Here is a 25672-nt window from a genome sequence, read left to right as displayed (position 1 = left end):
GGCGGGGTCGTCAGGCGTGCGGCGGGGGATCGATCACGGCGGCGTCCTCGAACCACCGGCGGGCCAGGCCCAGTCGGCGCTCGCACTCCCGCCGGTCGGGCGCGGACACGACCAGTGAGGCGATCACGTCGCCGCAGAAGGCGGCCGGGTCGAGCCGCTGCCCCGGCTCCACCAGGAGTTCGTACCGCTCCGCCCAGGGGAAGTCGGCGGTCCGCGGCACGTCGCGGACCAGCCCCGGACGGGACAGCATCAGCAGCGATCCGGCCATGGTGCGGGGCCGCGGCCGCCGGGGGCCGCGCAGGGCGCGGGGCGGTTCCAGCCCGACTTCGGCCCGCAGCCACGCCTCGGTCAGGTCCACGCCGAACATGACCTCGATCGTTTCCTTGATCTTGGCGCCACCGGTGCGGCTCGCGACCTCGCACAGCACGAGTCGATCGTCCGGGGTGTGGAAGACCTCGATGTGGAAGGCGCAGTTCGGCGGCGTCGGCATGGCGCTCATCAGCCGGTCGCAGAGAGCCAGCAGGCGCGCGGCGAGCGGATCGTCCGGATCGAGGGAGACATCGGCGAGGATTCCGCCGACCGGGAAGGACACCAGTGCGTCCAGGTACCGCGACGGCCAGGCGAGGACGACCTCGCCGTCGAGGACCAGGCCGTCGACGTGGCACATCCCACCGGGGACGAACGCCTCGACGAGCAGGTTGGGCCGGCCCTGGTCCGCCGTCATCCGCAGCGCGACGAGTTCGTCGAGCTCCTCCGGGGTGCGGACGACGGTGGTCCCCACCGACCCGGCGGCGTTGCGCGGTTTGACGACCAGCGGGAAGCCGTGGTCGGCGGCGAAGGCGTGGACGTCGGCGGCGCACTCGACCGTACGGTAGGGAGCGACGGGCACACCGCCGGCGAGGGCGGCCTCCTTCATGAGGACCTTGTCGCGGAACGCCTGTGCGCTGTCGCTTCCCTGCCCGGGAATCCGGAGGATCTCCCGGAGGAGCGCCGCTCTTTCCAGGTCGTACTCGTTGCTCGCGAAGACGTGTTGGACGTCGTACTTCTCGGCGAGTTCCAGGGCCCGCGACTCCAGCCGGCCGCTCAGGTCGTATCCGGTTATCGCTTCGGCGTGCAGGAAGCCGTCGGCCGTCGGCCGCAGTTCCTCCTTCACCGCGTCCAGCTTCTCCTGCGAAGCCAGGAGGACGACGTCTCCGCCGAAATCCGCGAGCCACTCGGCATAGCGGTTCGCACGGAGGGAACCGCGGTGCAGGATGAGCAAGCTCACGGCTGTGCCTCTCGTATTCGGGGGGCCGGAACGGGATCACCGGCCGTGAGCCCCACCGTCAGTTCGTCGATCAGGACTCCCTCCGGAGTCCGGATCAGTTTCGCCTGCCAGTGGTGGCCGGCGGGAACGGACAGGACGTCGAGCGCGGCGGCGACGAGCCCCGCCACTTCCTCGTCGGCGACCGGACCGCCCTGCGGCGTCACGGGGATTCCCCCGCCGGTCGTCACGGGGATTCCCCCGCCGGTCGTGCCCGCCAGGTCCATCCGGCGCCCTTGCGGAACCGATTCGACGGCGAGGTCGGGCAGGTGCTCCTTGCGCGCGGTGAGTCCGCCGGCGACGTACGCCTCGACCTCCCCGGTGCTTCCGAGTTCCACGGTCGCACCGTGCCGGGCTCCTCGTGGCCGGACCCGGACGGGAAACCCGTGCTCCGCGGCGAACCCGAAGACGTCCAGTATCTGCGTCACCGGCGAGCAGTTCACCGTGGGGAGACCCGCGGCTTCCAGTTCGTGCCGGAGGGCGCAGACGTCGTTGAACAGAAGGGCGCTTCTTCTCGTCTGCCCGGGCAGATCCCGCCGTTCACGCAGCACTGCCGCGAGCAGCAGATCCATTCGGGCCGGCGCGACGACGGCCGTGACGTCGGGCTGCCCCGCGCGTCGCAGCGCGTCGCGCTCCAGAAGCGTGAGCGCGTCCTCCGTCGAATAGTGGTGCATTTCGAGGTAACGCGCGGTCTCGACGGATGAGAACGCCTCCGCCGGCCGAGTGGTGAACAGGACCAGCCGGCCGTCGGACGGGGTGAACCACTCGTGATAGGGAACCGCCGCTTCGGCGAGCCGGTCCACGACAAGGATCGTCTGCATGAAAGCCTCTAACCGCGTGGAGGCTCAGCTCATCTCGGGAGATTCACTGACGCGTCCGCTTGACGTAGTGACGTACCGGGTGACCGGTCGTGAAGCCCTCGGCCTCGTAGAGCGCCTGCGCGGACACGTTGTCCTCGGCCGTGGCCAGGGTGACCCTGACGACCCCCTCGGCCCGGGCCCTGTCGGTGACGAACCGGACGAGCGCACGGCCGGCCCCGAGGCGCCTCGCGTCCGGGACGACGTACAGGTCGTTGAGGATCCACACCCGCCCCATGGAGACGGACGCGAAGGTCGGGTAGACCTGAGTGAAACCCAGGGCGGTCCCGTCCGCGTCCCGGGCGATGAAAATCATCGAATCGGCCTTGGCCAACCGTTCCGCGATAAAAGAACCGGCTGCCTCCCTGGAGGCCGGAGCCTTGTAGAAGTCCAGATAGCCGAGAAAAAGATCGGTGACGATTTCTATGTCGTCCGCACCGGCCCTGTCAATGGTGATCGACGTCACGGCGGGTACTTCCACGAAGACCCTCCCCCTGTCCCTTGTCCGCGGATCGCGCGCTTCACGATCATAACCACAACTCCCCTCATATTCCAGGGGTCTTTGCCGGGGCTCCGGCGCCGTCGGGTGGCGCCCGTTTGCCGATGTCTCGCCGTGTTGGGCGGGGTTCGGTACACAGCAGGCGCAGACGTCCGTGATCACGGAGTTCCCTCCGTTCCATGACCTTGGACTGCGAGCGTCTACCGGCGTACGGTCTCCGGTCTCCCCCGCATTTGGCCAGCTCAGAGGGCATCAAGAAGTACCCGGGAGCGGGTTTTTGAATATTGAAATTCTTTGTTCGGGCCCCCGCCCTTGTGATCCGCGGGGAGCACGGTATATGCGCGTGAAGCCCCGGCGCCGACGGCCTGCGCGGTCCTCGCCGGATCGAAGCGGAGTCCGATGACGTCCACGACGGCCTGCGGGAACACGTCACCTACAGGCCGGGGGTCGGCGGTGTCCCGATCGTCGACGACACCGGCCGCCTCACCCATGCCTCTGCCCGTGGCCGGGCCCCGGTCGAGACACCGGTTTCCCCAGGGAGGTACGGGCCCCGGGCGGGCATCCGCCCGGGGCCCCGTTCCCGTCAGAACGCCGCGAACTCCACGAACGCGGCCCACGCCGGGGCGCCGACGGCCAGCGGCGCGCGAGCGGTGTCCTTCGAGTCACGGACGTGGACCCCGCCGGGACCGGCGGCGACCTCGACGCACTCGCCGCCGTCACCGGCGCTGTAACTGCTCTTGAACCAGGCCGGTCCGTCCGGACCGAGCCCGCCCTCTTCCCCGTTCATCCCTCTCCCAACAGCTCCTCGATCAACGAACGTGATTCTGCCGGAGTGCGGGCCTGTGCGCGCAGGGACCCGTATGTGCATTCAAGCTCCCGGACCTTCTGACGCGCTGTGTGGACCCTGCTGTCGCCTTGCACTTCCGCATAGGCGATCCTGCGCCCTTCCCTCAGCTCCATCAAGGTGAACGGGCCAGCCAGTCCCGCGTGTTCGTGACGGCAGAGCGGCATCACCTGGATCTCCACGTTCCGCTTCTCCTCGATCAGCAGGATCTGCTCCAACTGCCCCTTCCACACCGCCTCCCCACCGAGCGGCCGAAGCAGGACGGCTTCCTCGATCACGAAACTCAGGTGTGGAGCGGACCTCCGGAAGATCCCCTGCCGCGCCAGTCGGGCGGCCAGCCTCTGCTCGATGACGTCTCTTTCCAACCGGGGGCGCCACATGGCGAAGACCGCTCGCGCGTACTCCTCGGTCTGCAACAGCCCCGGTACGGCCTGAACTGCGTACACCTGCAGCACGGCCGCTTCCGCCTCCAGTCGGGCCGCGTCCCGGAAGAACGCCGGGTACTGGGCCCGGGCCACCTCCTCCTTGCCCGCGCTCAGGACCCCGCCCGCCTCCAACAGTTCGTCCGCCTTATCGATGAACCTCGGTGGCGGGATCCGCCTCCCCTGCTCGAACGCCGCGATGGTCGAGGGCGAGTATCCGGTCAGCGAACCGAACTTCGCCCGGTCCATCCCCGCCCGGTCCCGCAGCAGCTTCAACTGGCGCCCGAAGACGGACAACATGCCCGTTCCGAAGCCGTGTTCCGAATGCTGAACCTCGTCGTCCACGCCGCAGCTCCTCCCGTACGACCCTCACCGTCACCGGACTCCGCCCGCCCAACGCACCGCCCGGAGATCGGTCACGCCCACACCGGGTACAGGCACGCCGGTCACGCGTACAACCCGCACCCGTCAGCACGCCGCACCCGGTCGGCGCTGTGCGCCGGCCACGGCCGTCGACCGCACGGAGCAGGCGGAGGAGCCAGACGGCCCCGGCGGAGCCGGCTCGTGAGGGCGGGCGAGGCGAGGACGAGGGGTGTGTTCGTCGTCGGCGAAGGCACGCATCGGTACGGCTGCCGCTGCCAGGGGGCCCATGAGCACGACACCGGACGGACGGCCGATTCCTCCCACGCACGCCGACGAGCGGACCGTGCTGGAAGCATGGTTGGGGATCCGTCGGCGCATGAGGTGTGCTCGTACGGCCGGAAGGCGACCGGAACCCCTGGTCGGCTTCCGGCCGTACGGCAGCCTGGAGGAGCGGTGCGGAGTCGCGTCGTCCGCCGGAACGCCTCCGCCTCCGCCTCCGCCTCCGCCTCCGAAGAACGGTGGCGGAGCCTGCCGAGTGGCTCTGCCCATGAGATCGGCTTCTGGCACGCATTCCGTGGCGCTGCCCCGGAAGGTCAGTTCCTCGGAGCCGTGCGGTGACGGTTCGGATGGGCTCGAAGCCGGGGTGAGGTGAGTTCCAGAGCCCGGTTGTCTCGTCCGGCGCTCATGTGGTTGAGCCAGCGTTCGTACCAGTCGAGGAAGTCGGTGGCGGAGGAGAGGTGAGGGCCCCAGAACCCGTCGCCGTTGCCGATGAGGACGCGGCCGGTGAGGGGACCGGTCACTGCGATGACGCAGACGTCGGTGCAGCCCATCTCGATGATGTGGAGGAAGAGATCACGCCCGTGGGGCCTGGGGCCTGTGCCGTCGAAACCGCGGGGCGCCCCCGGTTCTCCACGTGGGTTCATGACCAGCAGGGAACACCGCTCCAGCGGCATGAGGCCGTAGAACGGCGCCGCGCCGGAGCCGCCGACGTGCGTGAGGAACTGCCGATAGGCGTCGGGCAGGACGATGTCGTGCTCGGCCTCAAAAGCGGCGACACGTACTTCCGCGAGCTTCGGACCGAGGCGGAACCCGTGTCGTTCCTCCCCGAAGGAGTGGCTGCGCAGCGGCTGGAACGGGATCGCGGCCAGCTTGCGCCGCAGGCGGGGTATGCGGGGATCCATCACGCATCTTCTCTCGTTCCCGTCACCTCGTGGGTGGCCGGGGTCGGTCGGAGGCCCACTCCTCCGCGGAAGAGCGAAGCCGATTCGGCCGAACATCTGACATTTGAATATCCTGGTCCGGTTGACGTGGCCTTGGACAGTGCCGGAGCTCCAGGACAGTGTGAGTTTGGCGATGACGGCGTCGCGGTCACGGTCGATGCCTGCGGCGGAGAAGCCGGTCTCGCTCCTTCGGGTGCAGATCAGGTCCTCAGACCGGGAAACCGGCGCATCAGGTGCATCAGGGGCATCGGGGGCGGCACGGCAGGTGACCGGGGAGCCCCCCGCTCCGGGCGGCAGTCGGCGCTGTCCCAATGGGCAGGGAGCTTCCGGCGTCGCTGGCCCCGCCACCACCCGGGCCTGGCATGGCCGGAAGGACTCGGCCGTAGGGACATGACTTCGCCGAACAAGTCAAGAATTACCTTCGGGGAATCCTGATTGTATGGTGTGCCCCGAATCGAAGGAGTCCCCTGTTGTCGAACATAAACAACCCCGCCATGCGCGCGGTCGAATCGGAGCAGAATTACGTGTCCTCCTTATACGAGTTGCTCACCGAGCGGCTTTCCGAGGCGCGAGCAGATCGGGCGAAGGTGCTGAAGACCCCGGCGGACAGCGCCGGCGAAGCCTACGAGAGGGAACTCGTCGTCGAGCGTCTGACCAGGGAAATCGGCCGACTGGAGGGTGCCGAGAAGGGACTGGTCTTCGGGCGCGTCGACCGGACGGACGGCACGGCCCTGCGTGTCGGGCGGATCGGACTGCACCGGGAGGAGGACGATCTGCCGCTGCTCGTGGATTGGCGCGCGCACGCGGCGCGGCCCTTCTACGAGGCGACACCGGTGCATCCGATGGGACTGCGGCGGCGCCGGCACCTGCGCCTCGAGGAACGCGCGGTCGTCTCGGTGAGCGACGAGCTGCTGGACGGGACCGAGCCGACCGACGAGGACGTCGTGGGGGACGGCCCGTTGGCCGAGGCCCTGTCGGCACGGCGTACGGGCAGGATGCATTCGGCCGTCGCGACGCTGCAGGCCGAACAGGACAAGATCGTCCGCTCCGCCCACCGCGGGGTGACCGTGGTGCAGGGCGGGCCCGGCACCGGCAAGACGGTGGTCGCCCTGCACCGGGCGGCCTACGTCCTGTACGCCTTTCCGCGCGCCGCGGAGGAGGGGGTACTGGTGGTGGGTCCGAATGCCCGGTTCCTCGACTACATCTCCCAGGTCCTTCCCTCGCTCGGGGAGAACGACGTCGTCCTGGCGACCTGCCGGGAACTGGCCGGGATGCCCGCGGACACGGCGGACGCGGCGAAAACGGTGGGCACGGCGGACTCGTTCGACACGGCACGGCTGAAGGGCGGCTCCGGCCTCGCCGACACCTTGGCCGGCCTGCTGCGCGCCCACCAGGCCCCCGCCGGTGACTTCACCGTGCGGGTCGGACGGGAGTCGGTCCGCCTCTCCGGCGAGGAGGTCGCCGTGGCGCGCGACGCCGCCGCGGCCGCCGTACCGGGGCACAACCCCGCGCGCCGGGTGTTCAAAAAGCTTCTGATCGACGCCGTCACCGACGCGATGCAGCGAGACGTGGGCGACATCCTGGAGCAGATCGACGCCGATGCGGAAAAGATGACGGGCATCGACCTCGACCGGTTCACGGGAGTCGCCCAGCGCCGTGCCGAAGGTGCGGCCGACCCCGGTCCGGCCCACGAACTGGACGTGGACGCCATCCGGGCCGATCTCCTCGACGACGCCGGCGTCGACCGGGCGGTCGAGGCGTTGTGGCCGCGGCTGGTACCCGGCGACCTCGTGAGGGCGCTCCTGACGGACGCCGACGCCCTCGCCGAGCACCTGCCCCGCCTGACCGCGCGGGAGCGGTCCCTTCTGCTGCGCGGTCCGGACGCCCCGTGGACCGATGCGGACGTGCCGCTGCTGGACGAGGCGGCGAGCCTGGTCGACGGCCCTCCCGAGCGGACGTACGGGCACGTCGTCGTCGACGAGGCGCAGGAACTGACCGCCATGCAGTGGCGGATGATCGTCCGCCGCTGCCCGGCACGGTCGATGACGCTGGTGGGCGACTTCGCCCAGGCGGGCCCGGTCACGACGGCACGCGACTGGGAGGAGGCGCTGAGCCCCCACGTCGGACCGCGGTTCACACTGCACGAACTGACCGTCAGCTACCGCACCACGCAGGAGATCCTGGACAGCGTCCGGGACCTGCTCACGCGGATCGCACCGGAGCAGAAGCCCACACGGTCACTGCGAAGCGGTGAGAGCCCCCGCACCGTGACCACACCTCCGGACGGGTTGGCCACCGCGGTCGTCCGGGAACTCCGCGCCCAGAGCACCGCGCACCCGGGCGAGCTTCTGGGAGTGATCTGCGCCGACACCAGGGTGAGCGAGTTGACGGCCCGGGGCGTCGCCCACCACGCACGCGTCGTGCCGGCGTCCGAAGCACGCGGCCTGGAATTCGACGGGGTCGTCGTCCTGAACCCCGAGGAGATCGTCACGGCCCGCCCCAATGGGGAGAGGGACCTGTACGTGGCGCTGACCCGGGCCACCAAGCGCCTCTGCACCATCGCCGCCCGGCCCGCCTGACGGCCCGGCGTCCGCGTCGTCCTCGCGCGCGTACCCGGCGCGGTACGGACACCGACCCGCGCACGGGACCGCTCACCCCGGCCCAGCCGGCCTCCATCCCGGAACGGGCCGGCCGGGCGGTCCGCCCACGGGCCTCCGCCCCGGGCGCACGGGGCACCGGCCCACCGGAGACCGGGGCCGGGACCGGGCCGGGACCGGGCCGGGGCCGGCCGTCTGCCCGGTGTCAGCGGACGTCGGGGCCCTGCCCCCGGCTCCGCCCGGCGCCCATCGGCAGCGCCACGACCCGGGTGCCCGTCGAGACGTACAACGTGGCCCCGTCCAGAAGGGCTCCCCCGCCCCACTCCTGGGACGTGGCGGAGCCGCGGAGAACCCAGCGCGTCGCGTGCGTGCGCGTGTCGACGGCGACGATCGGCCGGGTCCCGTCGCCCGTGTCGACGTACACCGTGCCGCGGCGGACCAGGGGCGCGCCCATCCGGTCGAACATTCCTCTGGCGGACCGGTGGGTCCACAGGTGCCGGCCCGTCGCCGCGTCCAGCGCGATCAGGCTGAACGTCGAACTGCCGTCGGGCTTCCTGCCGTCCGGCGCAACGGTGTGGACCACGCCGCCCACCGGCTGCGGGGCCTGGTAGTACTGCCGGTCCGGCCGGGGGCCGGCCTTCCGGTCCGCCCCCCATCGCCAGAGCTCCTCGCCGCCGTCGGCGTCCAGCGCGACGACCTCCCGGCCGCCCAGGTACACCGTTCCGGCCCCGACCGACCTCGGGCCGATGGGGCCGAGGGCGCCCGGGGCGAATGTCCGGCGCCACCGTCGGGTGCCGTCGGCCCGATCGAGGCCGACGACCGCGTCCCTCCCCTCGGTGGTGCAGAGCAGGACCCCACCGGCGACCGCGCCCGGCCGACAGGACGAGTGGCGCGCGATCCACAGGCGGCTGCGGGACGCGAGGTCGTACGCGGCGACGGCCTCGGGACCGCTCAGGTGGACGACACCGGGCTGCCCGGTCGCGTGCACGGTGTCCAGGCCGTCTCCGGGGCGGCCGAGATCGCCCCGGAGGGGGACCATCTCGCCCGTCCTCGGATCGACGCCCCTGACCGTCCCGTCCGCGACGTGGCCCAGCTCCTCCACGTTCACGCCGACGGCGAGCAACTCGCCCACGTCGGTCACGGTGCTGTACGAACGGGACTGCCACAGCCTCGCCCCGCTGAGGACGTCGACGCCGGCCAGCCACCACGACTGCGGGCCTTCTCCCGCGCCGGAGACCACGAGCACGCCGCCGGCCACCCCCACGAGGCTCGACGGGGTGGAGAAGTCACGCGTCCAGCGGGGTTGCGGCGCGGGCACGGTCCCGGTGTCCCGGGGTTCCGCGTCCCCTCCGCGTACGCAGGCCGCCCACGCCGCGGTCCCGCCGGCCCCCAGCGCGGTCAACGCGGCGCCCCCGGTGAGCAGTCGTCGACGCGACAGCCCGCCCGGTTCGGCGCCGGACGGCGGGTCGGTCGGCTGAGGAGCTGTCGCGGTCACGACGGACGACTCTAGCGTCGGCATGGTGCCGCAGACGACGGCACCGAGCCCGCGCCAACCACTGCGAACGACGCGGACGACGACCGGATCTGCGGAAACCGGCCCGCCCGGCCGGCACGGGAACGGCCGCACCGGCGAACGGGCCGGCACCGGTCATCCCTGTCAGGGGCGGGGCACGGAGCCGTTCCGGCCGGGACCGCGCCCCCGGCCGGTCGGGTCACTCTCCGAAGTCGGCAGTGGCCTGGCGCAGTTGCACCTCGGCGCCGGTCTGCTTGAACGACTCCGCGGACACCGGGACGAGCACCGCGTCGCGGTGGAAGTCCCGCAGGTTCGTCGACCCGCAGCTGATCAGCGTCGAGACGATCTTGGCCCGGGTCCGCTCCACGTTGTCGTACAGGCTGCCGGCGTAGGGCACGTAACCGTCGACGCCCTCCTCGAAGACCATCCGGCCGCGCTGGCCGTAGCGGGCCGCGTTCTGGGCGCGCCGTGAGCCCTCACCCCAGTACTCCTTGTACCACTGGCCTCCGATCTGCAGCTTCCTCGACGGGCTCTCGTCGAGCCGGGCGAAGTAACGGCCGAGCATGACGAAGTCCGCCCCCATGGCCAGCGCCATCGCCATGTGGGAGTCGTCGAGCAGGCCCCCGTCGCAGCACAGCGGCACGTACTGCCCGGTCTCCCGGGCGTAGGCGTCGCGTTCCTGGACCACGTCGAGCAGCGCGGACGCCTGCCCGCGGCCGATGCCCTTCTGCGCCCGGGTGGTGCAGATGGCGCCGCCGCCGATCCCGACCTTCACGAACGCGGCGCCCGCGTCGGCCAGGTACCGGAAGGCCCGGCCGTCGACGACGTTCCCCGCGCCGACGTGGACGTCGTCGCCGTACGTCTTCCGGGCGAATTCGAGGACCCTCGCCTGGTACACGGAGTAGCCGTCGGAGGAGTCCAGGCACAGCACGTCCGCGCCGGCCTCCACCAGGGCGGGGATGCGGTCCCGGTAGTCGCGGGAGTTGACGCCGGCGCCCACCCGCAGGCGCTTCCCGGCGTCCACGGTCGCGCGGTGGTACGTCTTGTGGGCTTGGTAGTCGCTCCTGAGGACCAGGGAGACGACCCGGTCGCCTTCGAGCACCGGCAGGACGTCCAGGTGGTGCCGCCAGATCGACTCGTTCGCCTCGGACAGCGAGACCGAGGCGGGCGCGGTGACCAGGTCGTCCCGGCGCCGCATCCGGTTGGCGGCGGTCTCGGAGGCCCCGTGGCGCTCCAGGTGGAAGTCGTCGAGGCCGATGATCCCCAGGAACCCGCCGTCCGCCTCGCCGTTCTCCGTGACCACGGCCACGCCCTGCTCGGTGTCGGCCAGCCGCCGGGCGACCTCGCCGAGGGGCGTCAGCGGTGCCACGGTGACCTCGCCGGTCCGGAAGCCGGCCTTGTGCCGCTTCACCGCCGTCACGTCCGCGGCCTGGTCCTCGATCCGCTGGTTCTGGTGGACGAACGACAGTCCGCCGACCTGCGCCAGCGCCACCGCCAGCGTCGGCGACGACACCGCCTGCATGATAGCGCTCACCATGGGGGTGGCGATCCGGATCGCCGGTTCCCCGCCGACCGGGTGGCGCACCAGCGGCGCCCCGAGGTCCACGTTGTCCGGCGTGCAGTCTTCCGTGGTCAGGCCCGGGATGAGGAGGTATTCGCTCAGGGTGCGGGAAATCTCGGGGAGGATTCTCACGTCGTCTCCAGAAAGGAGCCCGCGCGTCGGTCGGCCGACCGGCGGGGCTCGTACGGGCGGTACGGATCGACGCCGGCCGGTGGTGCGTTGACGGAAGAATCCGCTCCGGACGTTCTGGGGGCGGGCGCACTCGGCGGGTCGGTGCTCGCACATGCGGCCGGGTGGGCGGCGAGGTCACGACGAACCGGGACCCGCGCGGTGCTGCACAGGCGCTGCTTCCATCACGCCATGCGTGACCTTATCGCACCGCCCGTCCCCCCTCCGGTGGCGCCGTTGTGCGTGCGGTGGTTGTACGGGTCCCTGCCGTGGTTGTACCGGTCCGTGCGGTGGTTGTACCGGTCTTCGGCCGCGACCGGAGTGGCGGGGCGGTCGTTCCCCACGCGACGGAACACCGCGGCAGGCAGGGGGCGTGATGGACAGGGCAGAGGAACGGAAGTGCCGGACGGCCGGACGGCGCGGACCGGACAGGGAGCACCCTTCGGTGTGGTGCGCGTACGGCAAGCTGGTCCGCCTCTTCCGCGAGCGGGCCGGTCTCACCCAGCAGGCCCTCGCGGACGCGATCGGCTACTCGATGGAGCAGGTCTCCTCGGTCGAGCGGGGGCGGCGCCCCGCCAAGCGCGCCTTCACCGAGGCCGCGGAACGGGTGCTGGAGGCGGGCGGGGCGCTGCGGGTGCTCCAGGAGGACGTGGACCGGGCCAAACTGCCGTTGTTCTTCCAGGACTTCGCCCTGCTGGAGGCCGAGGCCGTCAGCCGCTTCTCGTACGACCCGATGCTGGTGCCGGGGTTGCTGCAGACCGAGGCGTACGCGCGCGCCCTTCTCGAAGCGCACTTCCCCCCGCTGGGCGAGGAAGTGATCGAGCAGCACCTCGCAGCGCGGCTCGCCCGCCAGGAACTCCTGAGCCGTAAGAACCCGAGCCGCAAGAACTCGTGCGTGGTGTTCTCCTTCGTCATCGAAGAGGGCGCCCTCCGCCGAATGGTGGGGGGCACCACCGTGATGAAGGAGCAGTTGACGTACCTCCACGAACAGACCCGTCTGCGCAACATCGGAGTTCAGGTGATGCCGACACAGCGGGGTGCCCACAGCAGGGTGAACGGCCAGATGGTCCTGTTGGAGACACTCGAACACCGGCGGTTCGTCTGCATCGAGGCACAGGGGGTCGTGAGCATCCGATCCGACCGGAACGAGGTGAGCGAGTTCTGGCTGCGGTATGGAATGCTGCGGTCACAGGCTCTGTACCCGGAGGAGTCTGCCCACCTCATCGAGCGCATGGCAGGAGAGCTATGAGCGTCGAACAGCACACCAGGCAGCCTGGTGGACTCGCTTGGTTCAAGAGCAGCCACAGCGGTACGAACGGCGGCGACTGCGTGGAGGTCGCCGCCTCTCCCGGCACCGTGCACGTCCGGGACTCGAAGAAGACGGAAGCGACGCTGGCCTTCTCCCGTGAGCAGTGGGCGGCGTTCACCGCCCACGCGCGCGGGGCCTCCGTCTGACGGCGGACCGACGCACAGGGCGGCGCACCCGCTCGGGGTGCCTCCGGATCTCGTTCCGGAGGCACCCCGAGGCGTTTCACCGGTGCATTTCACCGGTGCATTTCGCCGGTCCGGTTCGCCGGCCGTCCGGGCGACCCCTTCGGGCGGCCCGTCCCGGCGGCCCGTTCGGGCGGCCCGTTCGGTCCGGGTGCCGGGCCGGTTCAGTCTCCGTGCGGGTGCAGGGTGGCCTCGCCGGTGAGGCGGACGCCGACCCTCCGGCCGGGTTCCACCCGCAGGGGGGCGGGGGCGCGGACGTCGACCGGTCCGTCCAGGCCGTCGACGGCGACGGTGACCAGGGCGTCGTGGCCGAAGAAGCGGACGTCGGTCACGACGCCCTCGGCGTCGGCGCCGCCCGGTTCCACGATCCGGAGCTGTTCGGGCCTGAGCAGGACCAGGCCCTCGCGCCGGCCGGCCGGGGCGGCGGCCAGCGGGACGCGGCCCAGCGCGGTCGTGGCGGTGTCCCCGTCAGCGGTGCCGGGGACCAGGACGGCGTCCCCGACGAAGGAGGCCAGCCACGGGTCGACGGGCCGGCGGTAGAGCTCCTCGGGGGCGGCGCACTGCGCCACCCGCCCGCCGCGCAGGACGGCGACGACGTCGGCGGTGGAGAGCGCCTCCTGCTGGTCGTGCGTGACGAGCAGGCCGGTCGCGCCGCTCTCCCGGAGCACGGCGCGGACCTCCGCCCGCACGGCGCCGCGCAGTCCGCTGTCGAGCGCGCTGAACGGCTCGTCGAGCAGGACGAGGTGGGGGCGCGGGGCGAGGGCGCGGGCGAGGGCCACGCGCTGCTGCTGGCCGCCGGAGAGTTCGTGCGGCATGCGGTCGCCGTAGCCGGGCAGGCCCACCAGGTCGAGCATCTCCCCCACGCGCGTCCGCCGGGCCGGGCGGTCGAGGTCCCGCAGGCCGAAGGCGATGTTCCGGGCGACGCTCAGGTGCGGGAAGAGCGCGCCCTCCTGGGGGACGATCCCGATGCGGCGCCGCTCGGGCGGCAGGTGGACGCCGGGGCCGCCGAGGAGGCGTCCGGCGACCGTGACGGTGCCGGCGTCGGCCTTCAGGAAGCCGGCCACCACCCGCAGCAGGGTCGTCTTGCCGCAGCCGGACGGGCCCAGGACGGCGGCGAGGGCGCCCCCGCGGACGGTGAGGTCGAGCCCGTCGAGGACCGGAGCTCCCGGCCCGTACGCCTTGACCAGGCCGCTGACCTGGAGGTCGTTCATGTGCGGTGCCTTCCGAGGAGGTACGAGGGGACGGCGGCCAGCAGGATCAGCGCGGCGGCGTAGGGGGCGGCGGCGGCGAAGGACCCGGTGCCGGTCTCGGTCCACAGCCGGGTCGCCAGGGTGTCCATGCCGGTGGGGCGCAGCAGCAGTGTGGCGGGGAGTTCCTTCATGCAGACGACGAAGGTGAGGGCGGCGCCGGCCGCGACGCCGGGCGCGGCGAGCGGCAGGGTGACCTCCCGCAGCACGCCGAGGGGGGTGCGCCCCAGGGAGCGGGCGACGTCGTCGAGGACGGGCGGCGCCTGGAGGACGGCGGCGCGGGTGGCGGCGACCGCGACGGGCAGGAAGAGCACCGCGTACGCGCAGACCAGCAGGGGTGTCTCCTGATAGAGCGGGCGCGCGTAGCGGACGGCGAGGAACACCAGGGCGAGCGCGACGGTGATGCCCGGCACGGCGTGGCCCGCGTAGGCGGCCTGTTCGAGGAGGTGGGCGAGGCGGCCGCGGTGGCGGGCGGCGATGACGCCGAGCGGCAGCGCGAGCAGGGTGGTCACGGCGGCGCCCGCGGCGGCGACGCCGAGGGTGGTGAGGGCGGTGGTGGTCAGCGCGGCCGGGTCCCAGGTGGCGGAGGTGCCGACGGCGAGCCAGTAGCCGAGCGTGGCGAGCGGGAAGCCGACGGCCAGGGCGACGATCGCGCCGCACCAGGCGAGGGCGAGGGGCTTGAGGCGTCCGAGGGCGAGGGGGACGGCCCGCCGGGCGGTGCCGGTGCCGGTGCGGGCGTAGTCGGCGCGGCCCCGGGTGCGGGTCTCGGCGGTGACGAGCAGCACGGTCATGACGACCAGGACGACGCTGAGCGCGGCGGCCGGGGTGCGGTCGAAGCTGGCGCGGTAGGAGGTGTAGATGCCCCGGGTGAAGGTGTCGTACCGCATGAGGGAGACGGCGCCGAAGTCGGAGAGCACGTACAGCGCGACGAGGAGGGCGCCGCCCGCCGCGGCGGGCCGCAGCTGGGGCAGGGTGACGCGCAGGAAGGTGCGGCAGGGGCCGTGGCCGAGGGAGCGGGCCGCCTCCTCGTGCCCGGGGTCGGTGCCGCGCAGCGCGGCGGCGACGGGCAGGTAGACGTACGGGAAGCAGGCCAGGGTGAGGGCGAGGGCCGATCCGGTGAAGCCGGCCAGCGACGGCACGGCGGACAGCCAAGCGTAGGCGGTGACGTAACTCGGCACGGCCAGCGGCAGGGTGACCAGGACGGACCAGGCGCGGGCGCCGGGCAGCGCGGTGCGGGCCGTGAGCCAGGCGAGGGGGACGGCGATGGCCAGGCAGGCGGCGACGACCGCGGCGGTCAGGCCGAGGCTGCGCAGGAGGAGTTGGCCGGTCCGCTCGTCCGCGACGACGTCCCAGGCGTGGGCGGGGCCGCGTTCGAGGGCGCGGACGGCGAGGTAGCCCAGGGGGAGGACGGCGAGCAGGGCGGCGGCCGTGGCGGGCACGACCAGGATCCAGGCGGGCCGGCCGGTGGCGCGCCGCCGCCCGGCGGGTGCCGGGGCACCCGCCGGGCGGGAGGCGTCACGCGGCCGGACGGGGGCGTCCGGTGAGGCCATGTCAGACGAGCCCGACGTCCTGGAGCATGGCGAGGGTCTGCTTGAGGGAGTCGAGCCTGCCGAGGTCGATCTTCGGCGGCTGGAGGGACTCCATCGACGGGACGCCCTCGGCCGTCTTCACGCCGGCGGCCAGCGGGTACTCCTTGGTCTCCTCGGCGAAGTACCGCTGGGACTCGGCCGACAGGAGGAAGTCGACGGCCTTGCGGGCGTGCGCGGCCTGCTTGGCGCCGGCGCCCTTGAGGACGGCCGCGCCGGCGACGTTGACGAGGCCGCCCGGGTCGCCGCCGGGCAGGTAGTGGACCTTGGCCGCGACCTTGTCGGCGCCCTTCTCGGCGACCCGCTCGTACCAGTAGTAGTGGTTGAGCAGTCCGACGGCGACCTCGCCCTTGTCGACGGCCTCCAGGACCTCGGTGTTCTTCTCGTACGCCTTGGGCGCGTTGGCCTTGAGGCCCCGGAGCCAGGTGCGAGTGGCCTCGTCGCCCTCCAGGACGCGCATGCCGGTGACGAACGCCTGGAAGGAGGCGTTGGTCGGCGCGAAGCCGATCTTGCCCTTCCACTCCGGCTTCACGAGGTCGTGGACGCTGTTCGGCGGGGTGGGGACCTGGCCGGGGTGGTAGGCGAGGACGCGGACCCGGCCGCTGACGCCGACCCAGTCGCCGGCGGAACCGCGGTGGGCGGGGGCGACCTTGCCGAGGGTGGCCTCGGGGAGCGGGGCGAGGCGCTGCTCCTTGGAGAGCGCGCCGAGGGCGCCGGCGTCCTGGGAGAGGAAGAGGCCGGCCTCGGTCCTGTCGCCCTCTTCGAGGAGCTGGGCGGAGAGTTCGGCGCTGTCGCCGTAGCGGACCTCGACGTCGGCGCCGAGGTGCTTCTCCAGCTTCTCGATGAGCGGCTGCACGAGGTTCTCGTTGCGGCCGGAGTAGATGACGAGGTCGGCCGGTTCGTCACTGCCGCAGGCGGCGAGCGCCGGGGTGAGCAGGACGGCCGCGGCTATCGCGGTCAACGTGCGGGCCAAGGGGCGGCGCATACGGGTGGTGCCTTCCTGCCGTCATCAGTGGGGAGAACCGGTGAATACGGCATTGATAAGGTAAAGCTTACCTAATAGTCAAGCCGGGTTTGATAGCGGCCCGGTCGCGCGGAGGCGTCCGGAACCACCTCCCTCTTCTCGATAAGGGAAGCCTTACCTACGATGCGTCCGTGACGCTCCTCCCCGCCCCGCCCGTCGACGGCCACGCCCTGCCCCTCGCCCGCGACCTCGCACGCCACGGCGACCGCACCGCCCTGGTGACGGCCGGCGGCGAGGTCTCGTACCGCGACCTGGCGGCCCGGGTCGAGGAGGCGGCGCGGCGGCTCGGCCCGGAGCGGCGGCTGGTCCTGCTGCCCGGCGCCAACGAGACCGGGGCGCTCGTGGCGTACCTGGCCGCGCTGGCGGCCGGCCACCCGGTGCTGCTGGTGCCCGGCGACCACCCCGAGGCGGTCGCCGCCCTCACCGCCGCGTACGACCCCGACGTGGTGGTCCGCCCGGAGGCGGGCGGCGAGTGGCGGATCGAGGAGCGCCGGGCCGTCTCCGCGCACGCCCTCCACCCCGACCTGGCGCTGCTGCTCAGCACCTCCGGCTCCACCGGCTCCCCGAAGCTGGTGCGGCTGTCGTACGAGAACCTCCAGGCGAACGCCGAGTCGATCGCCGCGTACCTCGGCATCCGCGGCACCGACCGGGCCGCGACCACCCTGCCGATGCACTACTGCTACGGGCTGTCGGTGATCCACAGCCACCTGCTGCGCGGCGCCGGGCTCGTCCTGACCGGCCTCTCGGTGGCCGACGCCTGCTTCTGGGACCTCTTCCGGTCCGCCCGCGGCACCGCCCTGGCCGGCGTCCCGTACACCTTCGACCTGCTCGACCGGGTCGGCTTCGCCGACATGGACCTGCCCCACCTGCGGTACGTCACCCAGGCGGGCGGGCGGCTGGCGCCCGAGCGGGTCGCCCGGTACGCCGCGCTGGGGCGGCGGCGCGGCTGGGACCTGTTCGTCATGTACGGGCAGACGGAGGCGACCGCCCGCATGGCGTACCTGCCGCCCGCCCTGGCCGCCGAGCACCCCGGCGCGATCGGCGTCCCGGTCCCCGGCGGCTCGTTCCGCCTGGAGCCGGTCGAGGACGCGCCCGACGGCGTGGGCGAACTCGTCTACACCGGCCCGAACGTCATGCTCGGCTACGCCAGCACCCCCGGCGACCTCGCCCTCGGCCGCACGGTCGACGCCCTGCGCACCGGCGACCTCGCCCGCCGCACCGAGGCCGGCCTGTACGAGATCGTCGGGCGCCGCAGCCGCTTCCTGAAGATCCTCGGCCTGCGCGTCGACCCGCAGCGGATCGAGGCGATGCTGGAACGGCACGGGCAGGCCGCCCTGTGCACGGGGGACGACGAGCGGATCGTCCTCGCCGTCGTCCGCGCGCCCGGGTGGGACGAGCGGCGGGTCCGCGGGATCGTGGCGGAGGAGTGCGGCCTGCCCGCCCGCGCCGTCCACGTCCACCTGGTGCGCGAACTGCCCCGGCTGCCCACGGGGAAGCCCGACTACCGGGCCGTGCGCGCCCTCGACGGCCCGGCCGGGGAGACCGCGGCAAAGGCGCCCCCGGCGGAGGAGGGCGTGACCCCGGAATCCCTGTGCGCGCTGTACGCGCGGCTCCTGGACCGCCCGGACGCGACGCCCGACGACTCCTTCGTCTCCCTCGGCGGCGACTCCCTGTCGTACGTGGAGACCTCGCTCCACCTCGAACAGCGCCTCGGCCGGGTGCCGCCCCAGTGGCACACCGCCACCATCCGCGAACTGGCGGGGCACGCCCCGGCGTCCGGACCGGGCGGCCGGGCGCGGCGGCGGAGCGTCGAGACCAGCGTCGCCCTGCGCGCGGTGGCCATCGTGTGCGTCGTCGGCTCGCACATCCGCCTCTTCGAGCTGCGCGGCGGGGCCCACCTCCTGCTCGCCGTCGCCGGGTTCAACTTCGCCCGGTTCCTCCTGTCCTCGCCCGGACGCCGCGAACGGGCGCGCCGCTCCCTGCGCAGCGTCGCGCGGATCGCCGTCCCCACCATGGCCTGGACCGCCGCCGCGCTCCTCGTCACCGACGACTACGACCTGTCCAACGTCCTGCTCCTGCACAACGCGCTCTGGCCGGAGGCGATGGGCCCCGGGATCCACCTGTGGTTCGTCGAGGCCCTCGTCTACATCCTGCTGGTCGTGACGGCGCTGCTCGCCGTCCCCGCGGTCCACCGCCTGGAGCGCCGCCTGCCGTACGGGCTGCCGGCCGCCCTGGCCGGCCTCGGCCTGCTCGCCCGCTACGAACTGGTGGGCCTGCCGGCCCGCGCCCAGATGACCGACGCGGTCACCGTCTTCTGGCTCTTCGCCCTCGGCTGGGCCGCGGCCCGGTCCCGCACGGTGCCCCAGCGGCTCCTGGTGACCGTCGCGGCCCTCGCCGCCGTCCCCGGGTTCTTCCCCGGCGAGCCGCGCCGGGAGGCGTTCGTCATGGTGGGCTTCTGCCTCCTGGCGTGGTTCCCGACCCTGCCGAGCACCCGCCGCCTCAACCGGGCGGCCGGCCTACTCGCGAGCAGTTCGCTCGCCATCTACCTGACGCACTGGCAGGTCTACCCGGTCCTCGACGGCGTCTCGAAGCACCTGGCGCTCGTCGCGTCCCTGCTCTTCGGCATCGGGTACGCCGCGGCGACCGGCCGGCTCGCCCGGCGCCTGCCGACGCTCCGGGCCGCCGGGCGCCGCGCCGCGACCCGCCTCGGGAGGCGGTACCCGGCGCTCGGGAGGCGGTACCCGGCGGCCCGGGGCTGAGGGGCGGGAGCCGGGGGCTCCGGACGGGAGGACCGGTGTCCGTCCCGTCCGGGGCCTCCGCCGGTACCGGCCCCGTCAGCCCAGGAAGCTCAGCCGCACCTGGCGGTCGGGGTTGTCCTTGTTGGTGTCGACCAGGCACACCGACTGCCAGGTGCCCAGCGCCAGGCGCCCGGAGACGACCGGGAGGGTCGCGTGGGGCGGGACCAGGGCCGGCAGGACGTGGTCGCGGCCGTGGCCGGGGCTGCCGTGGCGGTGCTGCCAGCGCTCGTCGGCGGGCAGGAGGGTGTGCAGGGCGGCCAGCAGGTCGTCGTCGCTGCCGGAGCCCGTCTCGATGAGGGCGACGCCTGCCGTGGCGTGCGGGGTGAAGACGTTCAGCAGGCCGTCGCGGCCGGCCGCCACCTCGCCGAGGAAGGCGGCGCACGCCTCGGTCAGGTCGTGGACCGTCTCGCGGCGTCCGGTGGTGATGTTCAGGATGCGGGTGGTGAATGCGTCGCTCATGGCTCCATGGTGCCCGCCCGGCGGGCCGGGAAGATCCCCCGCGTCCGGGGAGTTGGTGGAGGTGTGAGCGGGTTCGAGGTACGGGACGTGGACGTGGCCGTCGTGGGCGCCGGCCAGGCCGGGCTGTCCGCCGCGTACCACCTGCGGCGCGCCGGGTACGCGCCCGACCGGGACTTCGTCGTGCTGGACCGCGCCCCGGGCCCGGGCGGCGCTTGGCGGTTCCGGTGGCCGTCGCTGACGTACGGCAGGGTGCACGGGATGCACGCGCTGCCCGGCATGGAGCTGACCGGGGCGGACGCGGGCCGCCCCTCGTCCGAGGTGATCGGGGAGTACTTCGCCCGCTACGAGGAGGCGTTCGGCCTGCGGGTGCACCGGCCCGTCGACGTGGCGGCGGTGCGGGACGGGGAGCGCGGGCGGTTGCGCGTGGAGACGTCCGAGGGGGTGTACGCGGCGCGGGCGCTGATCAACGCGACGGGCACCTGGGACCGGCCGTTCTGGCCGCGCTACCCGGGGCAGGGGACGTTCCGGGGGCGGCAGCTGCACACGGCGGACTACCCGGGGCCCGGGCCGTTCGCCGGGCTGCGGGTGGTCGTGGTCGGCGGCGGGGCCTCCGGCACGCAGCACCTGATGGAGGTCGCCGGGGTGGCGGCGGAGACGACGTGGGTGACGCGGCGCGAGCCCGAGTACCGCGAGGAGGGCTTCGGCGAGGCCGAGGGGCGGGCGGCGGTCGCCCTGGTGGAGGAGCGGGTGCGCCGGGGCCTGCCGCCGCGCAGCGTGGTGAGCGTGACGGGACTGCCGCTGAACGACGCGGTCCGGGAGGCGCGGGCGCGCGGCGTCCTGGACCGGCTGCCGATGTTCGACCGGATCACCCCGACCGGCGTGGCCTGGGACGCGGACGCGGCGGGCGGGCAGGGGTGGTCCGTGGAGGCGGACGTGATCCTCTGGGCGACCGGCTTCCGGGCGGCGATCGGCCACCTGGCGCCGCTGCGGCTGCGCGAGCCGGGCGGCGGGGTGCGGATGGACGGCACCCGGGCCGTGCGCGACGAGCGGGTCCACCTCGTCGGCTACGGTCCGTCCGCGTCGACCGTCGGGGCGAACCGGGCCGGGCGGGCCGCCGTCCGGGACGTGCGGCGGCTGCTGGAGCGCGGTCCGGCGGCGGCCTGAGCGCCGCGGCCTGTCGGGGGGTGGCGGTGGCGCGACGGCGTGTCAGGGGGCGGCGGTGCGGCGGTGCTGGTTGAACTCCGCGACGTTGGCCAGGTGCTCGTCGTAGTCGGCGGTGAAGCGGGTGTCGCCGGGCTTGACGGTGGCGAAGTACAGCCAGTCGCCGGGCGGCGGGCCGACCGCGGCGCGCACGGCCTGCTCGCCGGGGTTGCCGATCGGCGTCGGCGGCAGCCCGGCGGTGGTGTAGGTGTTGTACGGGCTCTTGACGCGGGTGTCGGCGTGCGAGGTGTCGAGGGTGGAGCGGTCGAGGGCGTAGTTGAGCGTCGAGTCCATCTGGAGGGGCATGCCGCGGGCGAGCCGGTTGCGGATGACGCGGGCGACCTTCCCCATGTCGCCCTCCGTGTCCGCCTCGGCCTGCACGATGCTGGCGATGACGACCGTCTCGTAGAGGCCGGCGCCGGTGCGCTGGGCCCCCTGGGCGACCTCCGGCTTGCCGAACCGCTCCCTGGCCGTGGTGACCATGTACCTCAGCAGGCTCCGCGGCGTGGTCGTGTCGTCGACCGGGTACGTCGCCGGGAAGAGGAAGCCCTCGGGGTTGCCCCGCGCGGCGGCCGGCAGGTCGAGGCCGGCGCCGGCCGCCTCCATGCGGGTGGTGCCGGGCGGCAGGCGCAACGCCTTGTCCACCGCCTCGTAGACCTGGGCGGCGCGCCAGCCCTCCGGGACGAGGAGCGTCCGGGTCGCCCGTGGCGGGGGCGGCGGGGCGGGGGGTTCCCGGAGGAGGAGCAGCGGCACCAGGACGCCCGCCGCGACGAGGGCGAGCACGCCGGTGATCAGGACGATCCGGCCGCGGCGGGTCAGCCGCAGCCCGCCGTGTCCGCGGTGTCTGCCATGTCTGCCGCGTCTGCGGTGGGGCGCCTTCGGAGCCTGGTACCTCATGCAGGCACGGTAACCCGCACACTCCCCCAAATTTCGCATATCGGACAGACGGAGGGGCGTGACCGGGTCGGTGGAGGGGCGGAGCGGCCACCGGGGCGGGGTCCGTCACCGGTCTTCCGCCGGGTCCGTCACCGGTCTTCCGCCGGGTCCGTCACCGGTCTTCCCCCGGGGCCCTCACCGGTCTTCCCCCGGGGCCCTCACCGGTCTCCCGCCGGGGCCCTCACCGGTCTCCCGCCGGTGTCAGCCGCCCCGCGGGCCGGCCGGCCCGACGCCCGCTCCGTCCGCCTNNCNNGNNCCCCNGCCCCACGGGAGCGGGGCCCCGTCCGCCCGCAGGTCCCCGGAGACCAGCGCCGCGTACCGGCCGCCCCTGGCGAGCAGTTCGTCGTGGGTGCCGCGCTCGACGATGCGGCCGGCGTCCAGGACGACGATCTGGTCGGCGTCGCGGACGGTGGAGAGCCGGTGGGCGATGGTGATCGTCGTCCGGCCGGCGGACAGGTCGTCGATCGCCTGCTGGACGGCGTGCTCGGTCCGGGCGTCCAGGGCGCTGGTCGCCTCGTCGAGGATGAGCACGGGCGGGTCGCGCAGGATGGTCCGGGCGATGGCCAGGCGCTGCTTCTCGCCGCCGGAGAAGCGGTAGCCGCGCTCGCCGACCAGGGTGTCGTACCCCTCGGGCAGCGAGGCGATGTGGTCGTGGATCTGGGCCGCCCGGGCGGCGGCCTCGATCTCGGCGTCGGTGGCGCCGGGCCGGGCGAAGCGGAGGTTGTCGGCGACCGACGCGTGGAACAGGTACGTCTCCTGGGAGACGACGCCCACCGCGCGGGTGAGGCTGTCGAAGTCGAGGTCGCGCACGTCGACGCCGTCGAGCGTGACCCGGCCCCCGGTCACGTCGTACAGGCGGGGCACCAGGTAGCCGAGGGTGGACTTGCCGGAGCCGGTGGCGCCGACGACGGCCAGGCTGCTGCCCGCCGGGACGGTGATGTCGATGCCGTCGAGGGCGGGGCCGCTCTTCTCGTCGCCCTCGTCGTAGTGGAAGCGGACGTCCTCGAACCGGACCTCGCCGCGGATCCTGCCCAGGCGGACCGGGCGCTCGGGCTCGGCGATGTCGACCGGCAGGTCGAGGTATTCGAAGATCCTCTGGAAGAGCGCGAGCGAGGTCTGGATCTGCACCCCCGTGGACAGGAGGCCGACGGCGGGGCGGAACAGCCCCTGCTGGAGGGAGACGAAGGCGACGAGCGTACCGATGGAGATGGCCGGTCCGCCCGCCTGGAGCGCGAGCCCGGCCGCCCAGTAGAGCGCCGCGGGCATGGCGGCCATGACGATGCTGACGGACGCCATCCGCCACCGCCCGGCCATGGAGGCGCGGACCTCCAGGTCGACGAGGCGCTCGGACTCGGCCGCGAAGGACCTGGTCAGCGAGTCGGTACGGCCCATGGTGCGCCCCAGCAGGACGCCGCTGACGGACAGGGACTCGGTGACCGTCGCCGCCATGGCGGCCATCTGCTTCTGCCGCTGCGTGGTGATCGCCTTGCGCTCCCTGCCGACCCGGCGGCTGATCCACACGAAGACGGGCAGCAGGAGGAGCGAGACGACCGTGAGCCGCCAGTCGAGCGCGAGCATCGCGACGACCGTGGCGACGACGGCCGTCAGGTTCGAGACGAGCGAGGTGGCCGTCGAGGTGACGGTGGCCTGCATGCCGCCGATGTCGTTGGCGATGCGCGACTGGACCTCGCCCGTGCGCGTCCTGGTGAAGAAGGCGAGCGGCATCCGCTGGAGTTGCGCGTAGACCGCCGTGCGCAGGTCGTGCATGACGCGCTGCCCGACCGTGGTCGAGATCAGCGTCTGCAGGACGCCGAAGACGCTGGTCACCACCGCGGTGAGGATCATGCCGAGCGCGAGCAGGCTGAGCAGGCCCGTGCGCCCCTGCGGGATGGCCGTGTCCAGGATCTCCCGCAGGAGGAACGGGGAGGCGACCCCGACCAGCGACGAGGCGCCGACGAGCAGGCCGACGAGGGCGAGCCGGCCGCGGTAGGCGCGGAAGAGGCGCAGGATGCGGCCGATCTGCGCCGGGGGCTGGTCCGGGTCGGGAGGGGGCGGGGTCCAGGTGGACTCGGCGTGGATACGCATGGGCTCCTTCCGGCCGGTCGTGCGCCCCGGGGGAACGGGGCGCGGCCCTGCGTCGCAGAGCCTAGCCCATTGTTACCTGTGTTCACCATGAGCATGGTCCTGATACTCTCCCGATTATGAACGCACCCGACGCCGACGGCCTGCTCGCCGAGCGGCTGCTGCGGCTGACCCGCCGGCTCCACCGCAGCCAGCAAAGGCAGTTGGAGGCCGCGGACATCAGCATCACGCCCGCGCAGTCGCGTCTGCTGCGCACGGTCGCGTGCTACGAGGCGCCGCCCCGCATGGCCGACCTCGCCGAGCGGCTGGAGGTCGTCCCCCGCGCGGTGACCAGCCTGGTCGACGGACTGGAGGCGAGCGGCCGGGTGCGCCGCGTCCCCGACCCGGCCAACCGCCGCGTCACCCGGATCGAGCTCACGGACGAGGGCCGCGCCACGCTGAAACTGCTCGGGAGCGCGCGCCGGACCGCGGCGGAGGACGTACTGGCCCCGCTGACCGCCGAGCAGCGCCAGGTGCTCGGCGGTCTGCTGTCCGCCCTGGTCGACGGGGTGCCGGAGCGGCACCGCTGAGCCTCCGCGCGCCGCCGGGGCGGACCGCGCCGGGGTCAGACCACGTCGAGCGCGGCCAGGCCGCCGTACCCGCCGAGCACCGTGAACAGCGGCATCAGCACCCTGACCTCCACCCAGCTGCCCGCCCTGAACCGCAGCGCCTTCGGCGGCCCGACCGGGTACCAGCGCTTCCGCGCGATCGGCAGGGGCCACAGGAGGGGGCAGCCCGAGACGGTCAGCGCGTCGCCGAGATCGTGCACCAGCGCGCCGAGCACGACGGGCAGCCCCAGCCACAGGTACTCCTGGCCGGGGGCGTCGAACAGCCAGTCCGCGCCGTTGCCGGGCCGGTCCAGGATGCCGGCGAGGATCCAGGCGCCGGCCGCGCCGAGCAGCCACACCAGCACGTCGCTGGAGACGCGGGCCGCCCGCCACAGCAGGCCCTCGACGGCGAGGACCACATGGACGAAGAGGAGGCCGAGGACGGCCCAGCGGCCGCCGGCGACGGCGAGCGCGGAGCAGCCGGCGCCGGTCGCGACCGCCCAGAGCGCCGTGTGGGTCAGCGTGCGGTGGCCGCCGTTCCTGCGCGGGTCGGTACGGGTGCGGGTCGCCTTGTACACGGCGTACGCCAGCCGGTCGACGACCTCGCACACCCAGCGGGACAGCGGCCCGAAGGCGCGGGATATCGTCGCCGACCTGTGGTCGAGGTCGGGGGCGAGCGCCGCGCCGGCGCAGATCAGCGCCCCGGCGACGAGGACCGGCCACGGCATCGGGTGCCCGGCGGCCTCGGTCGCGGCGCCCACCCCCAGCCAGGCCGCCGCCCCGGAGAGCGAGTGCGCCGGTCCCATCATGTGCGTGCCCCGCCCCGGTGGTGTGGTGTGCCGAATCGACGGCACAGGGTACCGCCGGTGATCTCCGTGGCGGCGGCCGGTTCCCGTTTCCCGCGGTGGGCCAGGC

21 protein-coding genes are annotated in these 25672 nt (G+C 73.3%); 6 read left to right on the top strand and 15 right to left on the bottom strand.

Annotated features, from left to right (window positions below):
• Positions 1-10 precede the first annotated feature (10 nt).
• From MW084_RS22340 to MW084_RS22315, 6 genes are all read right to left on the bottom strand, one after another.
• Complete coding sequence (locus tag MW084_RS22340; protein WP_010469574.1) at positions 11-1267, bottom strand: ATP-grasp domain-containing protein; 1257 nt, start codon at positions 1265-1267, stop codon at positions 11-13.
• Positions 1264-2124 carry an ATP-grasp domain-containing protein gene (locus MW084_RS22335; protein WP_029553379.1) on the bottom strand — a complete coding sequence of 287 codons (861 nt, stop codon included), beginning with the start codon at positions 2122-2124 and terminating at the stop codon, positions 1264-1266. The genes MW084_RS22340 and MW084_RS22335 overlap by 4 nt, the downstream gene beginning before the upstream one ends.
• Before the next feature lie 43 nt (positions 2125-2167).
• Positions 2168-2641, bottom strand: coding sequence for a GNAT family N-acetyltransferase (locus tag MW084_RS22330; RefSeq protein ID WP_255116216.1), 474 nt, complete (start codon positions 2639-2641; stop codon positions 2168-2170).
• 601 nt (positions 2642-3242) lie between these two features.
• A complete protein-coding gene (locus MW084_RS22325) occupies positions 3243-3446 on the bottom strand; it encodes a DUF397 domain-containing protein (protein ID WP_010469571.1) in 204 nt (67 codons plus the stop codon).
• Complete coding sequence (locus MW084_RS22320; RefSeq protein ID WP_010469570.1) at positions 3443-4270, bottom strand: helix-turn-helix domain-containing protein; 828 nt, start codon at positions 4268-4270, stop codon at positions 3443-3445. The genes MW084_RS22325 and MW084_RS22320 overlap by 4 nt, the downstream gene beginning before the upstream one ends.
• Before the next feature lie 611 nt (positions 4271-4881).
• Positions 4882-5469, bottom strand: a complete 588-nt coding sequence (locus tag MW084_RS22315) for an SMI1/KNR4 family protein (protein ID WP_010469569.1) — start codon at positions 5467-5469, stop codon at positions 4882-4884.
• 563 nt (positions 5470-6032) lie between these two features.
• Between MW084_RS22315 and MW084_RS22310 the strand changes: the two genes are divergently transcribed.
• Positions 6033-8087 (top strand): HelD family protein, encoded by a 2055-nt coding sequence (locus MW084_RS22310; protein WP_029553378.1) that lies wholly within the window; start codon positions 6033-6035, stop codon positions 8085-8087.
• A gap of 223 nt (positions 8088-8310) precedes the next feature.
• Here MW084_RS22310 and MW084_RS22305 read toward each other — a convergent pair whose 3' ends face one another.
• Positions 8311-9600: an outer membrane protein assembly factor BamB family protein gene (locus tag MW084_RS22305; protein ID WP_158684305.1), complete on the bottom strand. Its 1290-nt coding sequence runs from the start codon at positions 9598-9600 to the stop codon at positions 8311-8313.
• Positions 9601-9817: 217 nt separating this feature from the next.
• On the bottom strand, positions 9818-11311 hold the full coding sequence (locus MW084_RS22300) for an IMP dehydrogenase (RefSeq protein WP_010469564.1): 1494 nt from the start codon (positions 11309-11311) through the stop codon (positions 9818-9820).
• A gap of 412 nt (positions 11312-11723) precedes the next feature.
• On the opposite strand from MW084_RS22300, the gene MW084_RS22295 reads away from it, so the two are divergent.
• Positions 11724-12596, top strand: coding sequence for a helix-turn-helix domain-containing protein (locus tag MW084_RS22295; RefSeq protein ID WP_029553377.1), 873 nt, complete (start codon positions 11724-11726; stop codon positions 12594-12596).
• Complete coding sequence (locus tag MW084_RS22290) at positions 12593-12802, top strand: DUF397 domain-containing protein (RefSeq protein WP_010469560.1); 210 nt, start codon at positions 12593-12595, stop codon at positions 12800-12802. Before MW084_RS22295 ends, MW084_RS22290 begins: the two co-directional genes overlap by 4 nt.
• A 200-nt stretch (positions 12803-13002) precedes the next feature.
• Here the strand turns inward: MW084_RS22290 and MW084_RS22285 are convergent, their stop codons facing one another.
• The 3 genes from MW084_RS22285 to MW084_RS22275 are packed head-to-tail and all read right to left on the bottom strand — an operon-like array spanning position 13003 to position 16656.
• Positions 13003-14049: an ABC transporter ATP-binding protein gene (locus MW084_RS22285; protein ID WP_010469558.1), complete on the bottom strand. Its 1047-nt coding sequence runs from the start codon at positions 14047-14049 to the stop codon at positions 13003-13005.
• The gene (locus MW084_RS22280) at positions 14046-15635 is read right to left on the bottom strand and encodes an ABC transporter permease (protein WP_010469557.1); all 1590 of its coding nucleotides are present in this window, start codon (positions 15633-15635) and stop codon (positions 14046-14048) included. Before MW084_RS22280 ends, MW084_RS22285 begins: the two co-directional genes overlap by 4 nt.
• Before the next feature lies 1 nt (position 15636).
• On the bottom strand, positions 15637-16656 hold the full coding sequence (locus MW084_RS22275) for an iron ABC transporter substrate-binding protein (RefSeq protein ID WP_010469555.1): 1020 nt from the start codon (positions 16654-16656) through the stop codon (positions 15637-15639).
• 170 nt (positions 16657-16826) lie between these two features.
• On the opposite strand from MW084_RS22275, the gene MW084_RS22270 reads away from it, so the two are divergent.
• The gene (locus MW084_RS22270) at positions 16827-19454 is read left to right on the top strand and encodes an AMP-binding protein (protein WP_010469553.1); all 2628 of its coding nucleotides are present in this window, start codon (positions 16827-16829) and stop codon (positions 19452-19454) included.
• A 75-nt stretch (positions 19455-19529) separates the two neighbouring features.
• Here the strand turns inward: MW084_RS22270 and MW084_RS22265 are convergent, their stop codons facing one another.
• The gene (locus tag MW084_RS22265; protein WP_010469551.1) at positions 19530-19952 is read right to left on the bottom strand and encodes a secondary thiamine-phosphate synthase enzyme YjbQ; all 423 of its coding nucleotides are present in this window, start codon (positions 19950-19952) and stop codon (positions 19530-19532) included.
• Between the two features lie 63 nt (positions 19953-20015).
• Between MW084_RS22265 and MW084_RS22260 the strand changes: the two genes are divergently transcribed.
• Positions 20016-21116 (top strand): FAD-dependent oxidoreductase, encoded by a 1101-nt coding sequence (locus MW084_RS22260; RefSeq protein WP_010469550.1) that lies wholly within the window; start codon positions 20016-20018, stop codon positions 21114-21116.
• A 42-nt stretch (positions 21117-21158) separates the two neighbouring features.
• On the opposite strand, the gene mltG is transcribed toward MW084_RS22260, so the two are convergent.
• Together mltG and MW084_RS22250 are read right to left on the bottom strand one after the other, a co-directional pair.
• Positions 21159-22049 (bottom strand): endolytic transglycosylase MltG, encoded by an 891-nt coding sequence (gene mltG / locus MW084_RS22255; RefSeq protein ID WP_010469548.1) that lies wholly within the window; start codon positions 22047-22049, stop codon positions 21159-21161.
• A gap of 300 nt (positions 22050-22349) precedes the next feature.
• Positions 22350-24173 (bottom strand): ABC transporter ATP-binding protein (locus MW084_RS22250; protein WP_275563756.1); only part of this gene is annotated, 1824 nt, incomplete at its 3' end.
• A gap of 116 nt (positions 24174-24289) precedes the next feature.
• On the opposite strand from MW084_RS22250, the gene MW084_RS22245 reads away from it, so the two are divergent.
• Positions 24290-24739 carry a MarR family winged helix-turn-helix transcriptional regulator gene (locus MW084_RS22245; protein WP_010476424.1) on the top strand — a complete coding sequence of 150 codons (450 nt, stop codon included), beginning with the start codon at positions 24290-24292 and terminating at the stop codon, positions 24737-24739.
• A gap of 35 nt (positions 24740-24774) precedes the next feature.
• On the opposite strand, the gene MW084_RS22240 is transcribed toward MW084_RS22245, so the two are convergent.
• Positions 24775-25566 carry a metal-dependent hydrolase gene (locus tag MW084_RS22240; protein ID WP_010476434.1) on the bottom strand — a complete coding sequence of 264 codons (792 nt, stop codon included), beginning with the start codon at positions 25564-25566 and terminating at the stop codon, positions 24775-24777.
• Between the last annotated feature and the right edge of the window lie 106 nt (positions 25567-25672).

The sequence above is a fragment of the Streptomyces sudanensis genome, assembly GCF_023614315.1.
Lineage (GTDB): Bacteria > Actinomycetota > Actinomycetes > Streptomycetales > Streptomycetaceae > Streptomyces > Streptomyces sudanensis.
This window is presented reverse-complemented; position numbering and strand designations above follow the sequence as displayed.